General features: G+C 40.3%; 18 protein-coding genes. All 18 read left to right on the top strand.

Annotation, left to right across the window (positions count from 1 at the left end):
• The first annotated feature begins 20 nt into the window (after nucleotides 1-20).
• The 18 genes from rpoC (at nucleotide 21) to rplE (ending at nucleotide 13,673) form a co-directional block, all read left to right on the top strand.
• Entirely contained in the window at nucleotides 21-4,409 is a 4,389-nt protein-coding gene (rpoC, locus tag BuS5_RS11185) for a DNA-directed RNA polymerase subunit beta' (protein ID WP_027354683.1), read from the top strand.
• Nucleotides 4,410-4,583: 174 nt separating this feature from the next.
• Nucleotides 4,584-4,955 (top strand): 30S ribosomal protein S12, encoded by a 372-nt coding sequence (rpsL, locus tag BuS5_RS11180; protein ID WP_027354682.1) that lies wholly within the window; start codon nucleotides 4,584-4,586, stop codon nucleotides 4,953-4,955.
• Nucleotides 4,956-5,108: 153 nt separating this feature from the next.
• Nucleotides 5,109-5,579 (top strand): 30S ribosomal protein S7, encoded by a 471-nt coding sequence (gene rpsG, locus BuS5_RS11175; protein WP_027354681.1) that lies wholly within the window; start codon nucleotides 5,109-5,111, stop codon nucleotides 5,577-5,579.
• A gap of 55 nt (nucleotides 5,580-5,634) precedes the next feature.
• The gene (gene tuf, locus BuS5_RS11170; RefSeq protein ID WP_027354284.1) at nucleotides 5,635-6,828 is read left to right on the top strand and encodes an elongation factor Tu; all 1,194 of its coding nucleotides are present in this window, start codon (nucleotides 5,635-5,637) and stop codon (nucleotides 6,826-6,828) included.
• 37 nt (nucleotides 6,829-6,865) lie between these two features.
• Nucleotides 6,866-7,177 (top strand): 30S ribosomal protein S10, encoded by a 312-nt coding sequence (rpsJ, locus tag BuS5_RS11165; RefSeq protein ID WP_027354285.1) that lies wholly within the window; start codon nucleotides 6,866-6,868, stop codon nucleotides 7,175-7,177.
• A 20-nt stretch (nucleotides 7,178-7,197) separates the two neighbouring features.
• A complete protein-coding gene (rplC, locus tag BuS5_RS11160; RefSeq protein WP_027354286.1) occupies nucleotides 7,198-7,830 on the top strand; it encodes a 50S ribosomal protein L3 in 633 nt (210 codons plus the stop codon).
• Nucleotides 7,831-7,982: 152 nt separating this feature from the next.
• Nucleotides 7,983-8,606 carry a 50S ribosomal protein L4 gene (rplD, locus tag BuS5_RS11155; RefSeq protein WP_027354287.1) on the top strand — a complete coding sequence of 208 codons (624 nt, stop codon included), beginning with the start codon at nucleotides 7,983-7,985 and terminating at the stop codon, nucleotides 8,604-8,606.
• Entirely contained in the window at nucleotides 8,603-8,890 is a 288-nt protein-coding gene (gene rplW / locus BuS5_RS11150; protein ID WP_027354288.1) for a 50S ribosomal protein L23, read from the top strand. Before rplD ends, rplW begins: the two co-directional genes overlap by 4 nt.
• Nucleotides 8,891-8,907: 17 nt before the next feature.
• Nucleotides 8,908-9,735 carry a 50S ribosomal protein L2 gene (gene rplB, locus BuS5_RS11145; RefSeq protein ID WP_027354289.1) on the top strand — a complete coding sequence of 276 codons (828 nt, stop codon included), beginning with the start codon at nucleotides 8,908-8,910 and terminating at the stop codon, nucleotides 9,733-9,735.
• 47 nt (nucleotides 9,736-9,782) lie between these two features.
• Nucleotides 9,783-10,064, top strand: a complete 282-nt coding sequence (gene rpsS, locus BuS5_RS11140; RefSeq protein ID WP_027354290.1) for a 30S ribosomal protein S19 — start codon at nucleotides 9,783-9,785, stop codon at nucleotides 10,062-10,064.
• A gap of 50 nt (nucleotides 10,065-10,114) precedes the next feature.
• The gene (rplV, locus tag BuS5_RS11135; RefSeq protein ID WP_027354291.1) at nucleotides 10,115-10,453 is read left to right on the top strand and encodes a 50S ribosomal protein L22; all 339 of its coding nucleotides are present in this window, start codon (nucleotides 10,115-10,117) and stop codon (nucleotides 10,451-10,453) included.
• A 15-nt stretch (nucleotides 10,454-10,468) separates the two neighbouring features.
• A complete protein-coding gene (gene rpsC, locus BuS5_RS11130; RefSeq protein ID WP_027354292.1) occupies nucleotides 10,469-11,104 on the top strand; it encodes a 30S ribosomal protein S3 in 636 nt (211 codons plus the stop codon).
• Between the two features lie 195 nt (nucleotides 11,105-11,299).
• The gene (rplP, locus tag BuS5_RS11125; protein WP_027354293.1) at nucleotides 11,300-11,713 is read left to right on the top strand and encodes a 50S ribosomal protein L16; all 414 of its coding nucleotides are present in this window, start codon (nucleotides 11,300-11,302) and stop codon (nucleotides 11,711-11,713) included.
• Nucleotides 11,713-11,916: a 50S ribosomal protein L29 gene (gene rpmC, locus BuS5_RS11120; protein WP_027354294.1), complete on the top strand. Its 204-nt coding sequence runs from the start codon at nucleotides 11,713-11,715 to the stop codon at nucleotides 11,914-11,916. Before rplP ends, rpmC begins: the two co-directional genes overlap by 1 nt.
• A 13-nt stretch (nucleotides 11,917-11,929) precedes the next feature.
• Nucleotides 11,930-12,187 carry a 30S ribosomal protein S17 gene (rpsQ, locus tag BuS5_RS11115; RefSeq protein WP_027354295.1) on the top strand — a complete coding sequence of 86 codons (258 nt, stop codon included), beginning with the start codon at nucleotides 11,930-11,932 and terminating at the stop codon, nucleotides 12,185-12,187.
• Between the two features lie 58 nt (nucleotides 12,188-12,245).
• Nucleotides 12,246-12,614, top strand: coding sequence for a 50S ribosomal protein L14 (rplN, locus tag BuS5_RS11110; protein ID WP_027354296.1), 369 nt, complete (start codon nucleotides 12,246-12,248; stop codon nucleotides 12,612-12,614).
• A 41-nt stretch (nucleotides 12,615-12,655) separates the two neighbouring features.
• The gene (gene rplX, locus BuS5_RS11105; protein WP_027354297.1) at nucleotides 12,656-12,985 is read left to right on the top strand and encodes a 50S ribosomal protein L24; all 330 of its coding nucleotides are present in this window, start codon (nucleotides 12,656-12,658) and stop codon (nucleotides 12,983-12,985) included.
• Nucleotides 12,986-13,133: 148 nt separating this feature from the next.
• On the top strand, nucleotides 13,134-13,673 hold the full coding sequence (gene rplE, locus BuS5_RS11100) for a 50S ribosomal protein L5 (protein ID WP_027354298.1): 540 nt from the start codon (nucleotides 13,134-13,136) through the stop codon (nucleotides 13,671-13,673).
• The last annotated feature ends 20 nt before the right edge of the window (nucleotides 13,674-13,693 follow it).

Genomic DNA, 13,693 nt, shown 5'->3' with positions numbered 1-13,693 from the left:
AATGGTATCGAGGTAAGATTTTGGAAACATTATACGATTTTTTTGCCAAACCGATGGACCCTAAAATATATTCCGGTATAAAAATAGAGTTGGCATCACCGGAGCAGATCCGTAAATGGTCGTTTGGGGAGATTAAGAAACCCGAAACAATAAATTACAGGACGTTTAAACCTGAACGTGATGGTCTTTTTTGTGCCAAGATTTTTGGTCCTACCAAGGATTATGAATGTAATTGCGGCAAATATAAACGTATGAAGCATAGGGGGGTTATCTGTGAGAAATGCGGCGTTGAAGTAATACAGTCAAAAGTCCGCAGAGAAAGAATGGCTCATATTGAGCTCGCCTCACCTTGCGCGCATATATGGTTTTTGAAGAGTCTGCCCAGCAAAATCGGCACTCTTCTCGATATGACCTTAAAAAATCTTGAGAAAGTACTCTATTTCGACTGTTATATAGTAATGGATCCTAAGGATACCGGGTTAACGCGCGGGCAGTTGTTGTCTGACGACAAGTATTATGAGGCCCTTGATACTTTTGGTGAGAATTTTGAGGTCGGCATCGGCGCTGAGGCTGTTAAAAAGATGTTGGAAAATGTTGATCTTGAAGCGGAATATGCTCAGCTAAGAACAGATATCCAGACCACCGGCGCCATTGCCAAGCGCCAGAAATATTCTAAAAGACTGAAGGTAATTGATTCTTTCAGGCGTTCAGGCCTGAATCCGGTTTGTATGATAATGGAGTGTATTCCTGTCCTGCCGCCTGATTTGCGTCCGCTTGTTCCTCTTGAAGGCGGAAGATTTGCTACTTCCGATCTTAATGATCTTTACCGGAGGGTAATTAATCGTAATAATCGTTTAAAACGTCTTATAGACTTAAAGGCACCTGATATTATAGTTCGCAACGAGAAGAGGATGTTGCAGGAAGCCGTGGACGTGCTATTTGATAACGGAAGACAGGGCAGGGTCATTCTCGGTACCAATAAACGTCCTTTAAAATCCTTAAGTGACACATTAAAGGGTAAGCAGGGGCGTTTCCGTCAGAATCTGCTCGGAAAAAGGGTCGATTATTCCGGTCGTACTGTTATTACGGTAGGACCTAATCTCAGATTACACCAGTGCGGTCTTCCAAAGAAAATGGCTCTCGAGCTCTTTAAACCTTTTGTCTATTATCGCCTTGAAAAAAAAGGCATAGTTTCTACTGTCAAGAGTGCCAAAAAAATAGTAGAAAGAGAGACGCCGGAGGTTTGGGATGCCTTGGATGAGGTTGTGAAGGAATATCCTATTTTCCTTAACCGCGCTCCCACTCTTCATCGATTGGGAATACAGGCCTTTGAACCTATACTTATAGGGGGCAAGGCTATTCAGCTTCACCCGCTTGTTTGCACCGCATTTAATGCAGACTTTGACGGGGATCAGATGGCAGTTCATATACCCCTTTCTATTGAATCACAGATTGAGGCCAGGGTATTGGTTCTGTCCAGCGATAATATTCTTTCCCCTGCTAATGGCAACCCTATCATTGTTCCAAGTCAGGATATTGTTCTAGGTATATATTACATGACTAGGGGAATTGCCGGTTTGCAAGGTGATGGCAAGCTATTTTCAAGTTTGGGAGAGGTTCGTTCAGCCTTTGACGCAGGTGCGGTTGATCTTCATTCTAAAATCGTAGTACGTATCAATGGCGTAAGGGAAGAGACCACAGTCGGCCGGGTTTTGCTGTACGAGATCCTTCCCAATGAAAAGGTCTTGAGCTTGAACCATATAATGGTTTCTACAGAGGAAGATGCGAAGATTATATTGGATAGGTTAAAGAACAGAGAGTATTTTAAAGAGTTATCCATTGAATATTCAAATAACCAGGATGAAGGGAATAACGGTTTTCTGAGCAAGGAAGAATTTAACAGGTTTTTTAATCTAAAAAGCGAGGAAGCGGATAAACTTTATTCGCAAGAACCCGGAACATATAGTGAAGTCTTTTTTGATGGTGATCTCTACCATCTTTTTGAGGTTGTAGCCAAGAAGCCTGATATATCTTTCGACATAATAAATAAAGTAATGGATAAAAAGTCTCTTGGCCAACTTGTCGATTCTGTGTACAGGAACCTTGGGCCGAAAGCTACTGTGATACTTGCAGACCGGTTGAAGGATCTGGGTTATGAATATTCGACTAAAGGAGGGTTATCAATATCCATCGACGCTATGATTATTCCTCCAACAAAACAGGATATAATTCAAAGAGCTGATGCACAGGTTAATGAGATAGGCAGGCAGTATACGGAAGGTCTCATAACCCAGGGGGAAAAATATAATAAAGTCGTCGATATATGGGCTAAAGCTACTGATGATGTTGCCAATGAGATGATGAATGCTATGAAAATGGCCTCTCCCACGGATAATGAGGATGTCGATATTGTTATTAATAAAGACAGGGAATCCGGGCCTACAGAAAGTTTTAATCCTATTTATATGATGGCTGATTCCGGAGCAAGAGGCAGCAAGGATCAAATGAGACAATTGGCTGGGATGAGGGGGCTTATGGCAAAACCGTCAGGTGAAATTATAGAGACTCCCATTAATGCCAATTTTAGAGAGGGACTTTCGGTTCTGCAATATTTTATTTCCACCCACGGAGCAAGGAAGGGATTGGCTGATACAGCATTAAAGACGGCAAATTCAGGATATCTTACAAGGCGGTTGGCCGATGTTGCCCAAGACTGTACAGTAATTATGCATGACTGCGGCTCTGTGAATGGGATCGAGGTAGAGCCTCTAATGGAGGGCGGAGAGGTTATTCAGCGTCTGGGTGAAAGGATATTGGGACGTGTAGCCGCTGAGGATATTTTAGATCCCTTTACTGATGAACTGCTTGTAAAGATGGGTGAATATATTGATGAGGCTGATGTTGAAAAGATAGAAGCCGCAGGTATTATTATTGTAAAAATCAGGTCTGTATTGACGTGTAGGGTTAAAAACGGAGTATGTGTTATGTGTTACGGTCGTGACCTTGCTCATGGGAGGCCGGTTGAGATAGGCCAGGCAGTAGGAATTCTAGCCGCCCAGTCTATAGGCGAGCCTGGAACCCAGTTGACAATGCGGACATTTCATATCGGAGGAACAGCCAGCCGAAGGGTTGAGCAGGCTGATATCCGGGCAATGTCGGATGGTACGATAAAGTATATGGATCTTGACGCTGCGGTTAATTCAGAGAATAAGATTGTTGTAATGAATCGAAAAGGTGGTGAATTTGCAATTATTGGCAACACAGGCCGTGAACGAGAGCGTTTTCCTGTAATTTACGGAGCCCATATAAATGTGAATGAGGGTGATCAAGTAAAGCCGGGAGATTTGCTTGCAACCTGGGATCCATTTACAACACCTATTTTGACCGAGGTTGGGGGGGATATCAAATTTGGAGATATAAACCTGGGAAAAACAATGCAGGTGAAAGTAGACCCTGTGACAGGAAAATCGAGTCGCATGATAATAGAATCGAAACACGTAGAGGAACGTCCGAGGATTTCTATTAAAGACAAGAGCGGTAAGACAGCCGACAGGAAGTCCTCTGAGGGGAAGGCTCGTTATTATCTGCCTGTGGACGCTATACTTATGGTCGACGAGGGGGATAGTGTAATGCCTGGAGATGTTATCGCCAAACTGCCGCGAGCTACAACCAAGACAAAAGATATTACAGGAGGCCTGCCAAGGGTTGCCGAGCTTTTTGAAGTTCGCAAACCAAAAGAGATGGCTATTTTGAGTGCAATTGACGGGTATGTATCCATTAGAAAAGGCACAAAAAAGGGAAAACGGAAAATTACGATTACCCCTGTTGACGTTGGCGATAAAAAAGAGTATTTGATTCCACAGGGTAAACATATCAATGTTTATGAGGGTGATTATGTAAAGGCTGGCGAACCTCTTATTGGGGGTTCAGCGAATCCTCAGGATATTCTTAATATTAAAGGTGAAATTGCATTGGCTCGTTACCTGGTAAATGAAGTTCAGGAAGTTTATAATCTGCAGGGCGTTCGTATCAATGACAAACATATTGAAATTATTGTGCATCAGATGATGAAGCGTGTCAAGATTATTGACGCGGGGGATACCGATTTTATTCTTGAGGAACAGGTCGATCGGATTAGGTTTGATGAGATAAACAGCGCTGTTAAGGAGAATGGGGGTAAACCGGCTGTTGCCGAATCGTTGATTCTTGGAATAACCAAAGCATCACTCAGTACCGAAAGCTTTATTTCGGCAGCTTCTTTTCAGGAGACAACAAAGGTGCTGGCGGAAGCGAGTATTTCAGGCAAAGTTGATAGACTTAAAGGACTTAAGGAGAATATTATTATGGGTAGACTGATCCCTGCCGGTACCGGCTTTCCTGAGTATGGTGCTTTTGATATTGAAATGTAATTTTTTATATTTTAATATCAATAATGTCAATTCGTTACACAAATTCTTTCTTTACAGCTTATTTTTTTTATTTATTAAAATATCGATATAAAATACTTGACAAAATACTACCTTGCATTTATAATAAGTCTTTTATCAGCGTTGCAGAAGAATAATAAAATTAAAGAGGATGAAATGCCGACGATTAATCAATTGGTTAGAAAAGGTAGAAAGCGGATAAAAAGGAAGACCAATACGCCGGCGCTTAAGGGTGCGCCACAAAAAAGAGGTGTATGTACCCGTGTCTATACTTCAACACCAAAGAAGCCGAATTCCGCGTTACGTAAAGTCGCCAAGGTCAGGTTGACAAGCGGTGCAGAGGTTACAGCATATATTCCCGGTATCGGTCATAACCTCCAGGAGCATTCTGTTGTTCTTGTTCGTGGCGGGCGGGTTAAAGATCTCCCAGGTGTAAGATATCATATCGTCAGAGGCATTCTTGATACTCTTGGCGTGGAAGATAGAAAGCATGGAAGGTCCAAATATGGTGTAAAGAAACCTAAATAGGGTAGTGTATAGACTTTAAGATAATGATTTTGGTAAGGCCGGATGGGTAATGGAATTATATGATCCTACGACCGATGGCGAACTCTAAAATTTTTATCTTAAAGTCTATAAAAGTCAATCTTTTAATTAATCAAGTTTGAAGTGGTTTGAAATATGCCCAGAAGAAGAGAAGTTCCCCATAGGAAGATTGTACCCGATTCCAAATATAATAATACATTGGTAGCAAGATTTATTAAATCAATCATGAAAGACGGAAAAAAGAGTCTTGCCGAGTCGATAGTGTATGATGCGCTTGATATTATTCAGGAAAAGACTAGTGAGCCGCCAGTGGATGTTTTTGAAAATGCTCTTAAAAATGTGCAGCCCATGATTGAAGTGAAGTCAAGGCGGGTCGGTGGCTCAACCTATCAGATACCGACGGAAATTAGACCTTCACGAAGAAATGCATTAGGTATTAGATGGATAATCGGTTTTGCTCACAAAAGATCTGAAAAAGGGATGGCCAAAAAGCTTGCCGCTGAATTCTTGGATGCTTTTAATAAAAGAGGAGCCTCTGTTAAAAAGAGGGAGGATACTCATAAAATGGCTGAAGCTAATAAGGCGTTTGCCCATTATCGCTGGTAGAAAACGTTGTTTTTTGAAGAATTTACTTCCGCATTAAGAGGGGAGGGTATTAGAGATGGCAAAGGAAAAGTATGAGAGGACCAAGCCGCACGTCAATGTTGGTACAATAGGGCATATAGATCATGGCAAGACGACATTGACTGCAGCAATAACAAAACATAATGGCCTAAAAGGTCTGGCTGATTTTGTTCCGTTTGATCAGATAGACAAGGCGCCTGAAGAGAAGGAGCGCGGGATAACGATAGCTACTGCACATGTTGAGTATGAGACGTCGAACCGTCATTATGCCCATGTTGATTGTCCTGGTCATGCTGATTATATAAAGAATATGATAACCGGAGCCGCTCAAATGGACGGGGCTATACTGGTGGTCGGGGCTGATGACGGTCCCATGCCTCAGACCCGGGAGCATATATTGTTAGCCCGTCAGGTGGGTGTCCCCAGCATAGTGGTATTTCTGAACAAGTGTGATATGGTTGATGATGAAGAGCTTGTAGAGTTGGTGGAGCTTGAGTTGCGGGAGTTACTGGACAAGTATGACTTTCCTGGAGATGATACTCCGATAATACGCGGCAGCGCATTAAAGGCTCTAGAGAGCGACGATCCTGACGGTGAAGAAGCTAAATGTATATTTGAGTTAATGGATGCTATAGACACATTTATAGCGGAGCCTAAGCGAGACATAGACAAGCCGTTTTTGATGCCCGTAGAGGACGTCTTCAGTATATCCGGTCGCGGTACGGTAGTAACCGGCAGGGTAGAGCGTGGAATAATCAAAGTAGGTGATGATGTAGAGATCATAGGTATACGGGACACTTTGAAGACAGTCTGCACTGGTGTGGAGATGTTCAGGAAGCTTCTTGATCAGGGTCAGGCCGGAGACAACATAGGTGTCTTGATAAGAGGCACAAAGCGTGAAGAAGTAGAGCGCGGTCAGGTAGTAGCTGTACCTGGATCTATTACGCCGCATACGAAGTTTAAAGCGGAAGTTTATATATTGAGCAAAGAGGAAGGTGGCAGGCACACGCCGTTTTTCAGCGGATATCGTCCGCAGTTTTATTTCAGGACAACGGATGTTACCGGGATATTGACATTACCCGAGGGAGTGGAGATGGTCATGCCTGGTGATAATGTGACGATAACGGCTGAGTTGATAACACCCATAGCGATGGAGGCGGAGTTAAGGTTTGCCATCAGAGAAGGCGGTCGTACCGTCGGCGCAGGTGTTGTGAGTGAAGTGATCGAATAGAAGAGATCGTATATCAGCAATCCGAAAGAAAAAAATAATGAAAGTCAATACAAAAATAAGGATAAAACTCAAGGCTTATGATCATAAACTGCTTGATCAATCCGCCTCGGATATTTTAGATACAGCCAATAAAACAGGTGCAAAAGTAGTTGGGCCGATTCCTCTTCCCACAAGAATAAATAAATATTGTGTTCTCCGTTCACCTCATAAAGACAAAAAATCACGGGAACAATTTGAGATAAGAACACATAAAAGAATTCTTGATATTGTTGAGCCGACCCAGCAGACTGTCGATGCATTAATGAAACTCGATCTTTCTCCTGGAGTAGATGTAGAGATAAAACTATAGGCATAGGAATTGTTAAAGCTATGTGTAGAGGATTGATAGGGAAAAAAATAGGTATGTCCGGGGTTTTTTCCGCGGATGGTAAGTTTATACCTGTAACAGTTATACAAGCAGGCCCTTGTTTTGTAACACAGATTAAAACAATCGTTAATGAGGGATATGACGCCCTTCAAATAGGGTTCTGCGAGCAAAAAAAGTCGCGTATTAACAAACCGAAACAGGGGCATTTACAAAAGAGCGGCGGCCAGTCTTTTCTCTATCTTCGGGAAGTGGATGTCGATGAACCTGAATTATATAAACCCGGACAGAAGATCCTTCTCGATATTTTTAAAGTGGGTGAACGTGTTGACGTTGCCGGCACGAGCAAGGGACGTGGTTTTGCTGGTGTTATAAAACGACATGGCTTTCATGGAGGCAAAAAGACCCATGGTAGTCATAGTCATAGAATTCCGGGTTCTGTAGGGTGCAGTGCTTGGCCCGGCAAGGTTATAAAAGGAAAGAAACTCCCGGGCCATTATGGCAATTCGAGAACAACAGTACGTAACCTCGAAATTGTCGATATCCGGCCGGAAGAAAATTTGATATTGATAAAAGGTGCTTTGCCTGGTCATAGATCGGGTCTGGTAGCAATTAAAAAAAGGGCGCTTGCAGAATAAATATAAATTTTAAAATCAAATAATTATCTGAAAATCTATAATTTTTTTATTAACCGTGATGGCTTGATAAAAAAGTTGTTTTAAGAGCTATAAAAATCTAATTATAAACAATTTTTTTTGAATTCATCAACATTTATAGTTTGGTATTGCAAATGGCTGTTGTGGATGTTTTAAATACAAAAGCGGAAAAGGTTTCAGAAATAGAACTGGCAGATTATATATTCGACGTACCTGCCAAATCGAATGTTCTGCATGAAGTAGTCAGGATGCAGTTGGCTTGCAGGCGCTCAGGAACTGCTTCAGTTAAACATCGTAGTGATGTAAAGGGAAGTGGAAGAAAATTATTCAGGCAAAAGGGCACTGGAAGGGCACGGAGAGGTGATATCAAATCTCCTCTATTGCGTGGAGGAGGTTCTGTTTTTGGCCCTGATCCCAGGTCGTACGCCTACTCGGTTCCTAAAAAGGTAAAAAAACTAGCCCTTAAGATGGCGCTGAGCAGCAAATACAGGACGAATGAACTGGTTGTGCTGGATAATTTTGATTTAGATAAGATCCAGACAAAAAAATTTATAGGTATCATCAATCAATTGAATATAAAGAAAGCTTTGATTGTAATAGATGAAAAAAATGAAAAGCTTGAGCTTTCCTCAAGAAATGTTCCTAACATAAAAGTTATGAGATATGAGGGGCTTAATGTTTACGATATTCTTAAGTACAATCATTTGGTGTTGTTGGAGCCATCCATTAAGAGCATCGAAGGGAGGTTTGTGGTATGATTAAATATAGAATAATCAAGCGGCCTCTTGTTACTGAAAAAACAGTGCTTTTGAAAGAAGAAGCAAACCAGTTTGCCTTTGAAGTAGATCGAGCAGCCAACCGTATTGAGATCAGAAATGCTGTGGAAAAGATATTCAAGGTTAAAGTTGCTTCTGTTAAGACTATTCAGGTAAAAGGCAAAACCAAACAAAAAGGCAGAATAATAGGTAAGCGTAAGGATTGGAAAAAGGCTATTGTTCGATTATTACCTGGTGAACGGATTGAATTTTTTGAAGGAGCTTAGGAGCTTAAAGGTTTATAATGGCTGTTAAAAGAGTAAAACCAACATCTGCCGGTCGCAGGGCTCAGACTTATTCTACTTTTGAAGAGATTACAACAACCACCCCTGAAAAAAGTCTGTTGAAAATTATTAAAAAAACCGGTGGACGTAATGTAAATGGAAGGATTACGAGCAGGCATCGAGGCGGTGGTCATAAAAGGCGTTACAGGATAATTGATTTTAAGAGGAACAAAGTCGGTATTCCCGCAACAGTTGCTACAATTGAATATGATCCGAACAGGTCTGCGAGAATAGCATTATTGTATTATGCTGATGGCGAAAAACGTTATATACTCGCTCCGCTCAACCTTTCTGTTGGAGATTCGGTTATCTCATCCATAGAAGCCGATATTAAACCTGGAAATACTCTACCCTTAAAAAACATACCTTTAGGGACACATATTCATAATATTGAATTGACGATGGGCAAAGGTGGACAGATTGTCAGGAGTGCCGGTACATATGCTCAGCTCATGGCGAAAGAAGATAGATATGCTCAAGTGAAATTGCCTTCAGGTGAAGTTCGGATGGTTTTATTAAACTGCAATGCAACAATCGGTCAGCTGGGAAATGTAATACATGAGAATATTTCCTTGGGAAAGGCAGGCAGGAAGCGTTGGCTTGGGAGACGACCTAAAGTGCGTGGAGTTGCGATGAATCCGGTTGATCATCCAATGGGAGGCGGTGAAGGCCGTTCTTCAGGCGGGCGTCATCCTTGTACTCCATGGGGAATGCCTACCAAAGGGTATAAGACAAGGAACAAGAGGAAGAACAACAGGTTTGTTGTTAAAAAAAGAACTAAAAAATAGCATTTGATAATTATTGAAATATATTTATCATTTTTCCAGGAGTTTTTATGCCGCGATCATTAAAAAAAGGTCCGTATGTTGATCCAAAGTTATTAAAAAAAATAACAACTGCCCAGGAGACTAGAAGTAATAGCGTTGTAAAGACATGGTCAAGAAGGTCAACCATTATACCTGAGATGGTAGGATTTACGATGGCAGTTCATAACGGAAAAAAATTTGTTCCGGTCTTTGTTTCAGAAGATATGGTGGGTCATAAACTTGGTGAATTTTCTCCGACACGTGTTTTTTATGGACATGCCGGGGATAAAAAATCGAGATTAAGGAAATAATCAGCATTAACAGATGTTTGAAAATCTGTATAAATAAGGAATTGCCGAAAATGGAGTTTAGAGCAGTTGCAAAGTACGTGCGCATTTCTCCAAGAAAAGTTCGTATGATAGTGGGGACCATTAAGAGTAAGCCTGTTGAAGCCGGTCTGGATATTTTAAAATTTATGCCTCAAAAAGCGGCGGCCATAGTTGAAAAAACAATACGCAGTGCCGTTGCAAATGCTGACCAACATTCAGGGGTAGATATAGACGCATTGGTTATTCGAAATATTTCTGCTGATCAGGGACCAACATTAAAACGATTCAGAGCCAGGGCGCGCGGTAGGGGAACAAGAATTTTAAAACGTACCGCTCATATTACTGTTATATTATGTGATGATTTGGCATAAGGGAGGATAAAAAGCTTGGGCCAGAAAGTTAATCCTATAAGTTTGAGGCTGGGTGTAGTTAAGACTTGGGAGTCGAAATGGTATGCCGGTAAGAAATATTCTGATTATATTTTAGAAGATTTTAATATCAGGAAGTTTCTTAAGAAAAAAAATTATCACGCAGGTGTTTCTAAAATTGAAATTGAGAGATCGAATAAGCGTGTCAGACTAAAAATTTTTACTTCTAGACCTGGTATTATAATAGGAAAAAAAGGTTCTGAAATAGCTGAGTTAAAAAAAACGCTTGAAAAAATGATTTCTCAAGAAGTTTTTATTGATGTTCAGGAGGTACGAAAACCTGAGGTTGATGCTCAGCTTGTTGCAGAAAGTATTGCTCTTCAGATAGAACGGAGGGTAGCTTTTCGGCGTGCCATGAAACGTGGTATTCAGTCTGCCATTCGATTTGGTGCTGAAGGTGTTAAGGTTATATGCTCAGGTCGCTTGGGAGGTGCAGAGATGGCTCGGACGGAATGTTACAAAGAAGGAAGGGTCCCCCTGCATACCTTACGTGCGGATATTGATTACGGTTTTACGGAATCGCATACCACATATGGTGTAATTGGTGTTAAAGTTTTTATTTTTAAGGGTGAGATTTTAAAGAAAAATAAATAATGATATTATAAGATATATCATTATTTTTGAATCTAAAATATAGTTACTATTTATGGGCTTTTAGATAATTAATTTCACAATCTATAGAGAAAAGCTTAGGAGGCGTACTGGCTTTGCGTCGAGATAATGTTTTGAGCGATAACGCAACAAAATTAATTATCTGAAAATTTATAGGTAGAATAGGAGTAATTTTAAATGCTGAGTCCCAAGAAGATGAAATTCCGCAAGCACCAGAGAGGTAGAATGAAGGGTGTTGCACTAAGGGGTTGTAATTTAAATTTTGGTGACTATGGATTGCAGGTAATTGAGTGCGGAGCAATATCTGCGAGGCAGATAGAAGCAGCCCGTATAGCAATGACCAGGCATGTGAAGAGAGGTGGCAGAACCTGGATAAGAATTTTTCCTGATAAACCATATACAAAAAAACCGGCTGAAGTTAGAATGGGTAAAGGGAAGGGCGCTCCCGAAGGATGGCAAGCCATCGTTAAACCCGGAAGAATTCTTTATGAAATGGATGGTGTTCCTATAGAGCTTGCCAAGGAGGCTTTGCGCCTTGCGTCACACAAGCTTTCAGTGAAAACCAGGTTTGTTGCAAGGAGTTTATTTTAATGAAGACGGGTGAGATTAGAGAGTTAAGCCTTGATGAGATGAATAACAAGCTCGTTAATTATGAAGAAGAATTGTTTAATCTTCGTTTTCAGCATCAAACCGACCAGCTTGATAACACTCAATTAATGAAAAAGACCAAACGGAATATTGCCAGGGTTAAGACTCTAATAAGAGAAATGATCGACAACAAAGATATGGAATAGAATAGTTGCTGTCATGAAAAAAATCGGAATAAAGAGACAGGCTGTTGGAACTGTTGTTAGTGACAAGATGGACAAAACAGTTGTTGTAAATGTTGAGAGACTTGTTAAACATAAACTTTATCATAAATATATAAAAAGGCGTTCAAAATTTGTTGCTCATGACAAAGATAATGAGTGCTGTTTTGGTGATAAGGTACTAATCATGGAATCAAAACCTATCAGCAAAACCAAGAAATGGGTTGTAAACAAGATACTTGACAGGGCTGTTTAATTAGAAGTCGCCAACCTTTAAGTTGCAGGGGTGGCATTAGAAAAGGAAATACTTTATAATGATACAGGCAGAAACAAGATTGACTGTAGCTGACAATTCAGGAGCTAAAGTTGTTTATTGTATAAAAGTCTTAGGCGGGTCAAGAAGAAGGTATGCTAGTGTCGGCGATATAATCGTTGTATCAATAAAGGAAGCAATGCCAAATGCCAAAGCAAAAAAAGGTGACGTTCTTAAAGCGGTAGTAGTACGTACCAAGAAAGAGATTAGAAGGCCTGACGGATCATATATAAGGTTTGATGATAATTCCGCAGTCTTAATAACCGCAAATCAAGAACCTTTAGGAACACGTATTTTCGGTCCTGTTGCAAGAGAGCTTAGGGCAAAAAAATTTATGAAAATTATCTCTCTTGCTCCTGAGGTTTTATAAAGCCGATATCTTCCCTTGTATAATATTTTAAGAGGTTCTTTATGACAGCTAATAAAATTCATTTAAAAAAAGATGATAAAGTTAAGATAATTACCGGTAAGGATAGAGATAAAATCGGAAAAATTGTAAGGGTTATCAGAAAAGACAGCCGGGTTATTGTAGAGAACATTAACATAATAAAAAAACATTCCAAGCCAAGTGCAACTAACAGGCAGGGTGGCATAGTAGAACAGGAGGCTCCGCTTCATTGGTCAAATGTAATGTTGGTTTGTAATAAATGCCTTAATGCAGTGCGTATTAAGCGGAAGCTTATTGAAGACGGAAAAAAAGTTCGTGTATGTAGCAAATGTAATGAAATGATTGATGTATAAACCATTGTGGATTTTTATCTAAATAATTTTAATCTGTTATCGGTCATAACCTTCGGTCGACGTACTAAAATTACGTCTCCCCTAATGGGTTTCCCTTTATCCTTGTTAAATTAATTATTTGAAAATTTATAGTTTTCGGGGAAGATTAATGTCACAGTTAAGAGAATATTACTGCAAAGAAGTTGTTCCTAAGATGATGGAAACTTTTAATTATAAAAACGTTATGCAGGTTCCAAAACTTGAAAAAGTTGTCTTGAACATGGGTTTAGGGGAAGCGATCAATAATAATAAGCTCCTTGATTCCGGAGTAGCTGAATTGAAAGTGATTTCAGGTCAGCAGCCTGTTATAACACGAGCAAAAAAGTCGATTGCTGCTTTTAAACTCAGAGAAGGTGTGCCCATTGGATGTATGGTAACGCTTCGTCATGATCGTATGTTTGATTTCTATAACAGGCTTGTGAATATTGCGCTTGCCCGTGTACGTGACTTTAGAGGCTTGTCAGGTAAGGCTTTTGATGGACATGGCAATTATTCCCTTGGAATAAAGGAACAGATAATTTTTCCGGAAATTGACTTTGATGCTATAGATAAGATTAAAGGGCTCAATATTACTATTGTGAATACCGCAAAAAATGATAGAGAAGGTAAAGAGCTCCTTAAACTTTTAGGTATGCCGTTTAGAAACTAATCTATATTTGCATTCCTTGT

Source organism: Desulfosarcina sp. BuS5 (assembly GCF_028752835.1).
Lineage (GTDB): Bacteria > Desulfobacterota > Desulfobacteria > Desulfobacterales > BuS5 > BuS5.
The sequence above is the reverse complement of the archived record's forward strand: the minus strand, read 5'-3'. Positions and strand labels throughout refer to the sequence as shown.

Excerpts from the sequence above, each read along its gene's own strand:
- rpsL (WP_027354682.1), top strand. The coding sequence starts at position 4,584 with ATGCCGACGATTAATCAATTGGTTAGAAAAGGTAGAAAGCGGATAAAA.
- rpsG (WP_027354681.1), top strand. The coding sequence starts at position 5,109 with ATGCCCAGAAGAAGAGAAGTTCCCCATAGGAAGATTGTACCCGATTCC.
- tuf (WP_027354284.1), top strand. The coding sequence starts at position 5,635 with ATGGCAAAGGAAAAGTATGAGAGGACCAAGCCGCACGTCAATGTTGGT.
- rpsJ (WP_027354285.1), top strand. The coding sequence starts at position 6,866 with ATGAAAGTCAATACAAAAATAAGGATAAAACTCAAGGCTTATGATCAT.
- rplC (WP_027354286.1), top strand. The coding sequence starts at position 7,198 with ATGTGTAGAGGATTGATAGGGAAAAAAATAGGTATGTCCGGGGTTTTT.
- rplD (WP_027354287.1), top strand. The coding sequence starts at position 7,983 with ATGGCTGTTGTGGATGTTTTAAATACAAAAGCGGAAAAGGTTTCAGAA.
- rplW (WP_027354288.1), top strand. The coding sequence starts at position 8,603 with ATGATTAAATATAGAATAATCAAGCGGCCTCTTGTTACTGAAAAAACA.
- rplB (WP_027354289.1), top strand. The coding sequence starts at position 8,908 with ATGGCTGTTAAAAGAGTAAAACCAACATCTGCCGGTCGCAGGGCTCAG.
- rpsS (WP_027354290.1), top strand. The coding sequence starts at position 9,783 with ATGCCGCGATCATTAAAAAAAGGTCCGTATGTTGATCCAAAGTTATTA.
- rplV (WP_027354291.1), top strand. The coding sequence starts at position 10,115 with ATGGAGTTTAGAGCAGTTGCAAAGTACGTGCGCATTTCTCCAAGAAAA.
- rplP (WP_027354293.1), top strand. The coding sequence starts at position 11,300 with ATGCTGAGTCCCAAGAAGATGAAATTCCGCAAGCACCAGAGAGGTAGA.
- rpmC (WP_027354294.1), top strand. The coding sequence starts at position 11,713 with ATGAAGACGGGTGAGATTAGAGAGTTAAGCCTTGATGAGATGAATAAC.
- rpsQ (WP_027354295.1), top strand. The coding sequence starts at position 11,930 with ATGAAAAAAATCGGAATAAAGAGACAGGCTGTTGGAACTGTTGTTAGT.
- rplN (WP_027354296.1), top strand. The coding sequence starts at position 12,246 with ATGATACAGGCAGAAACAAGATTGACTGTAGCTGACAATTCAGGAGCT.
- rplX (WP_027354297.1), top strand. The coding sequence starts at position 12,656 with ATGACAGCTAATAAAATTCATTTAAAAAAAGATGATAAAGTTAAGATA.
- rplE (WP_027354298.1), top strand. The coding sequence starts at position 13,134 with ATGTCACAGTTAAGAGAATATTACTGCAAAGAAGTTGTTCCTAAGATG.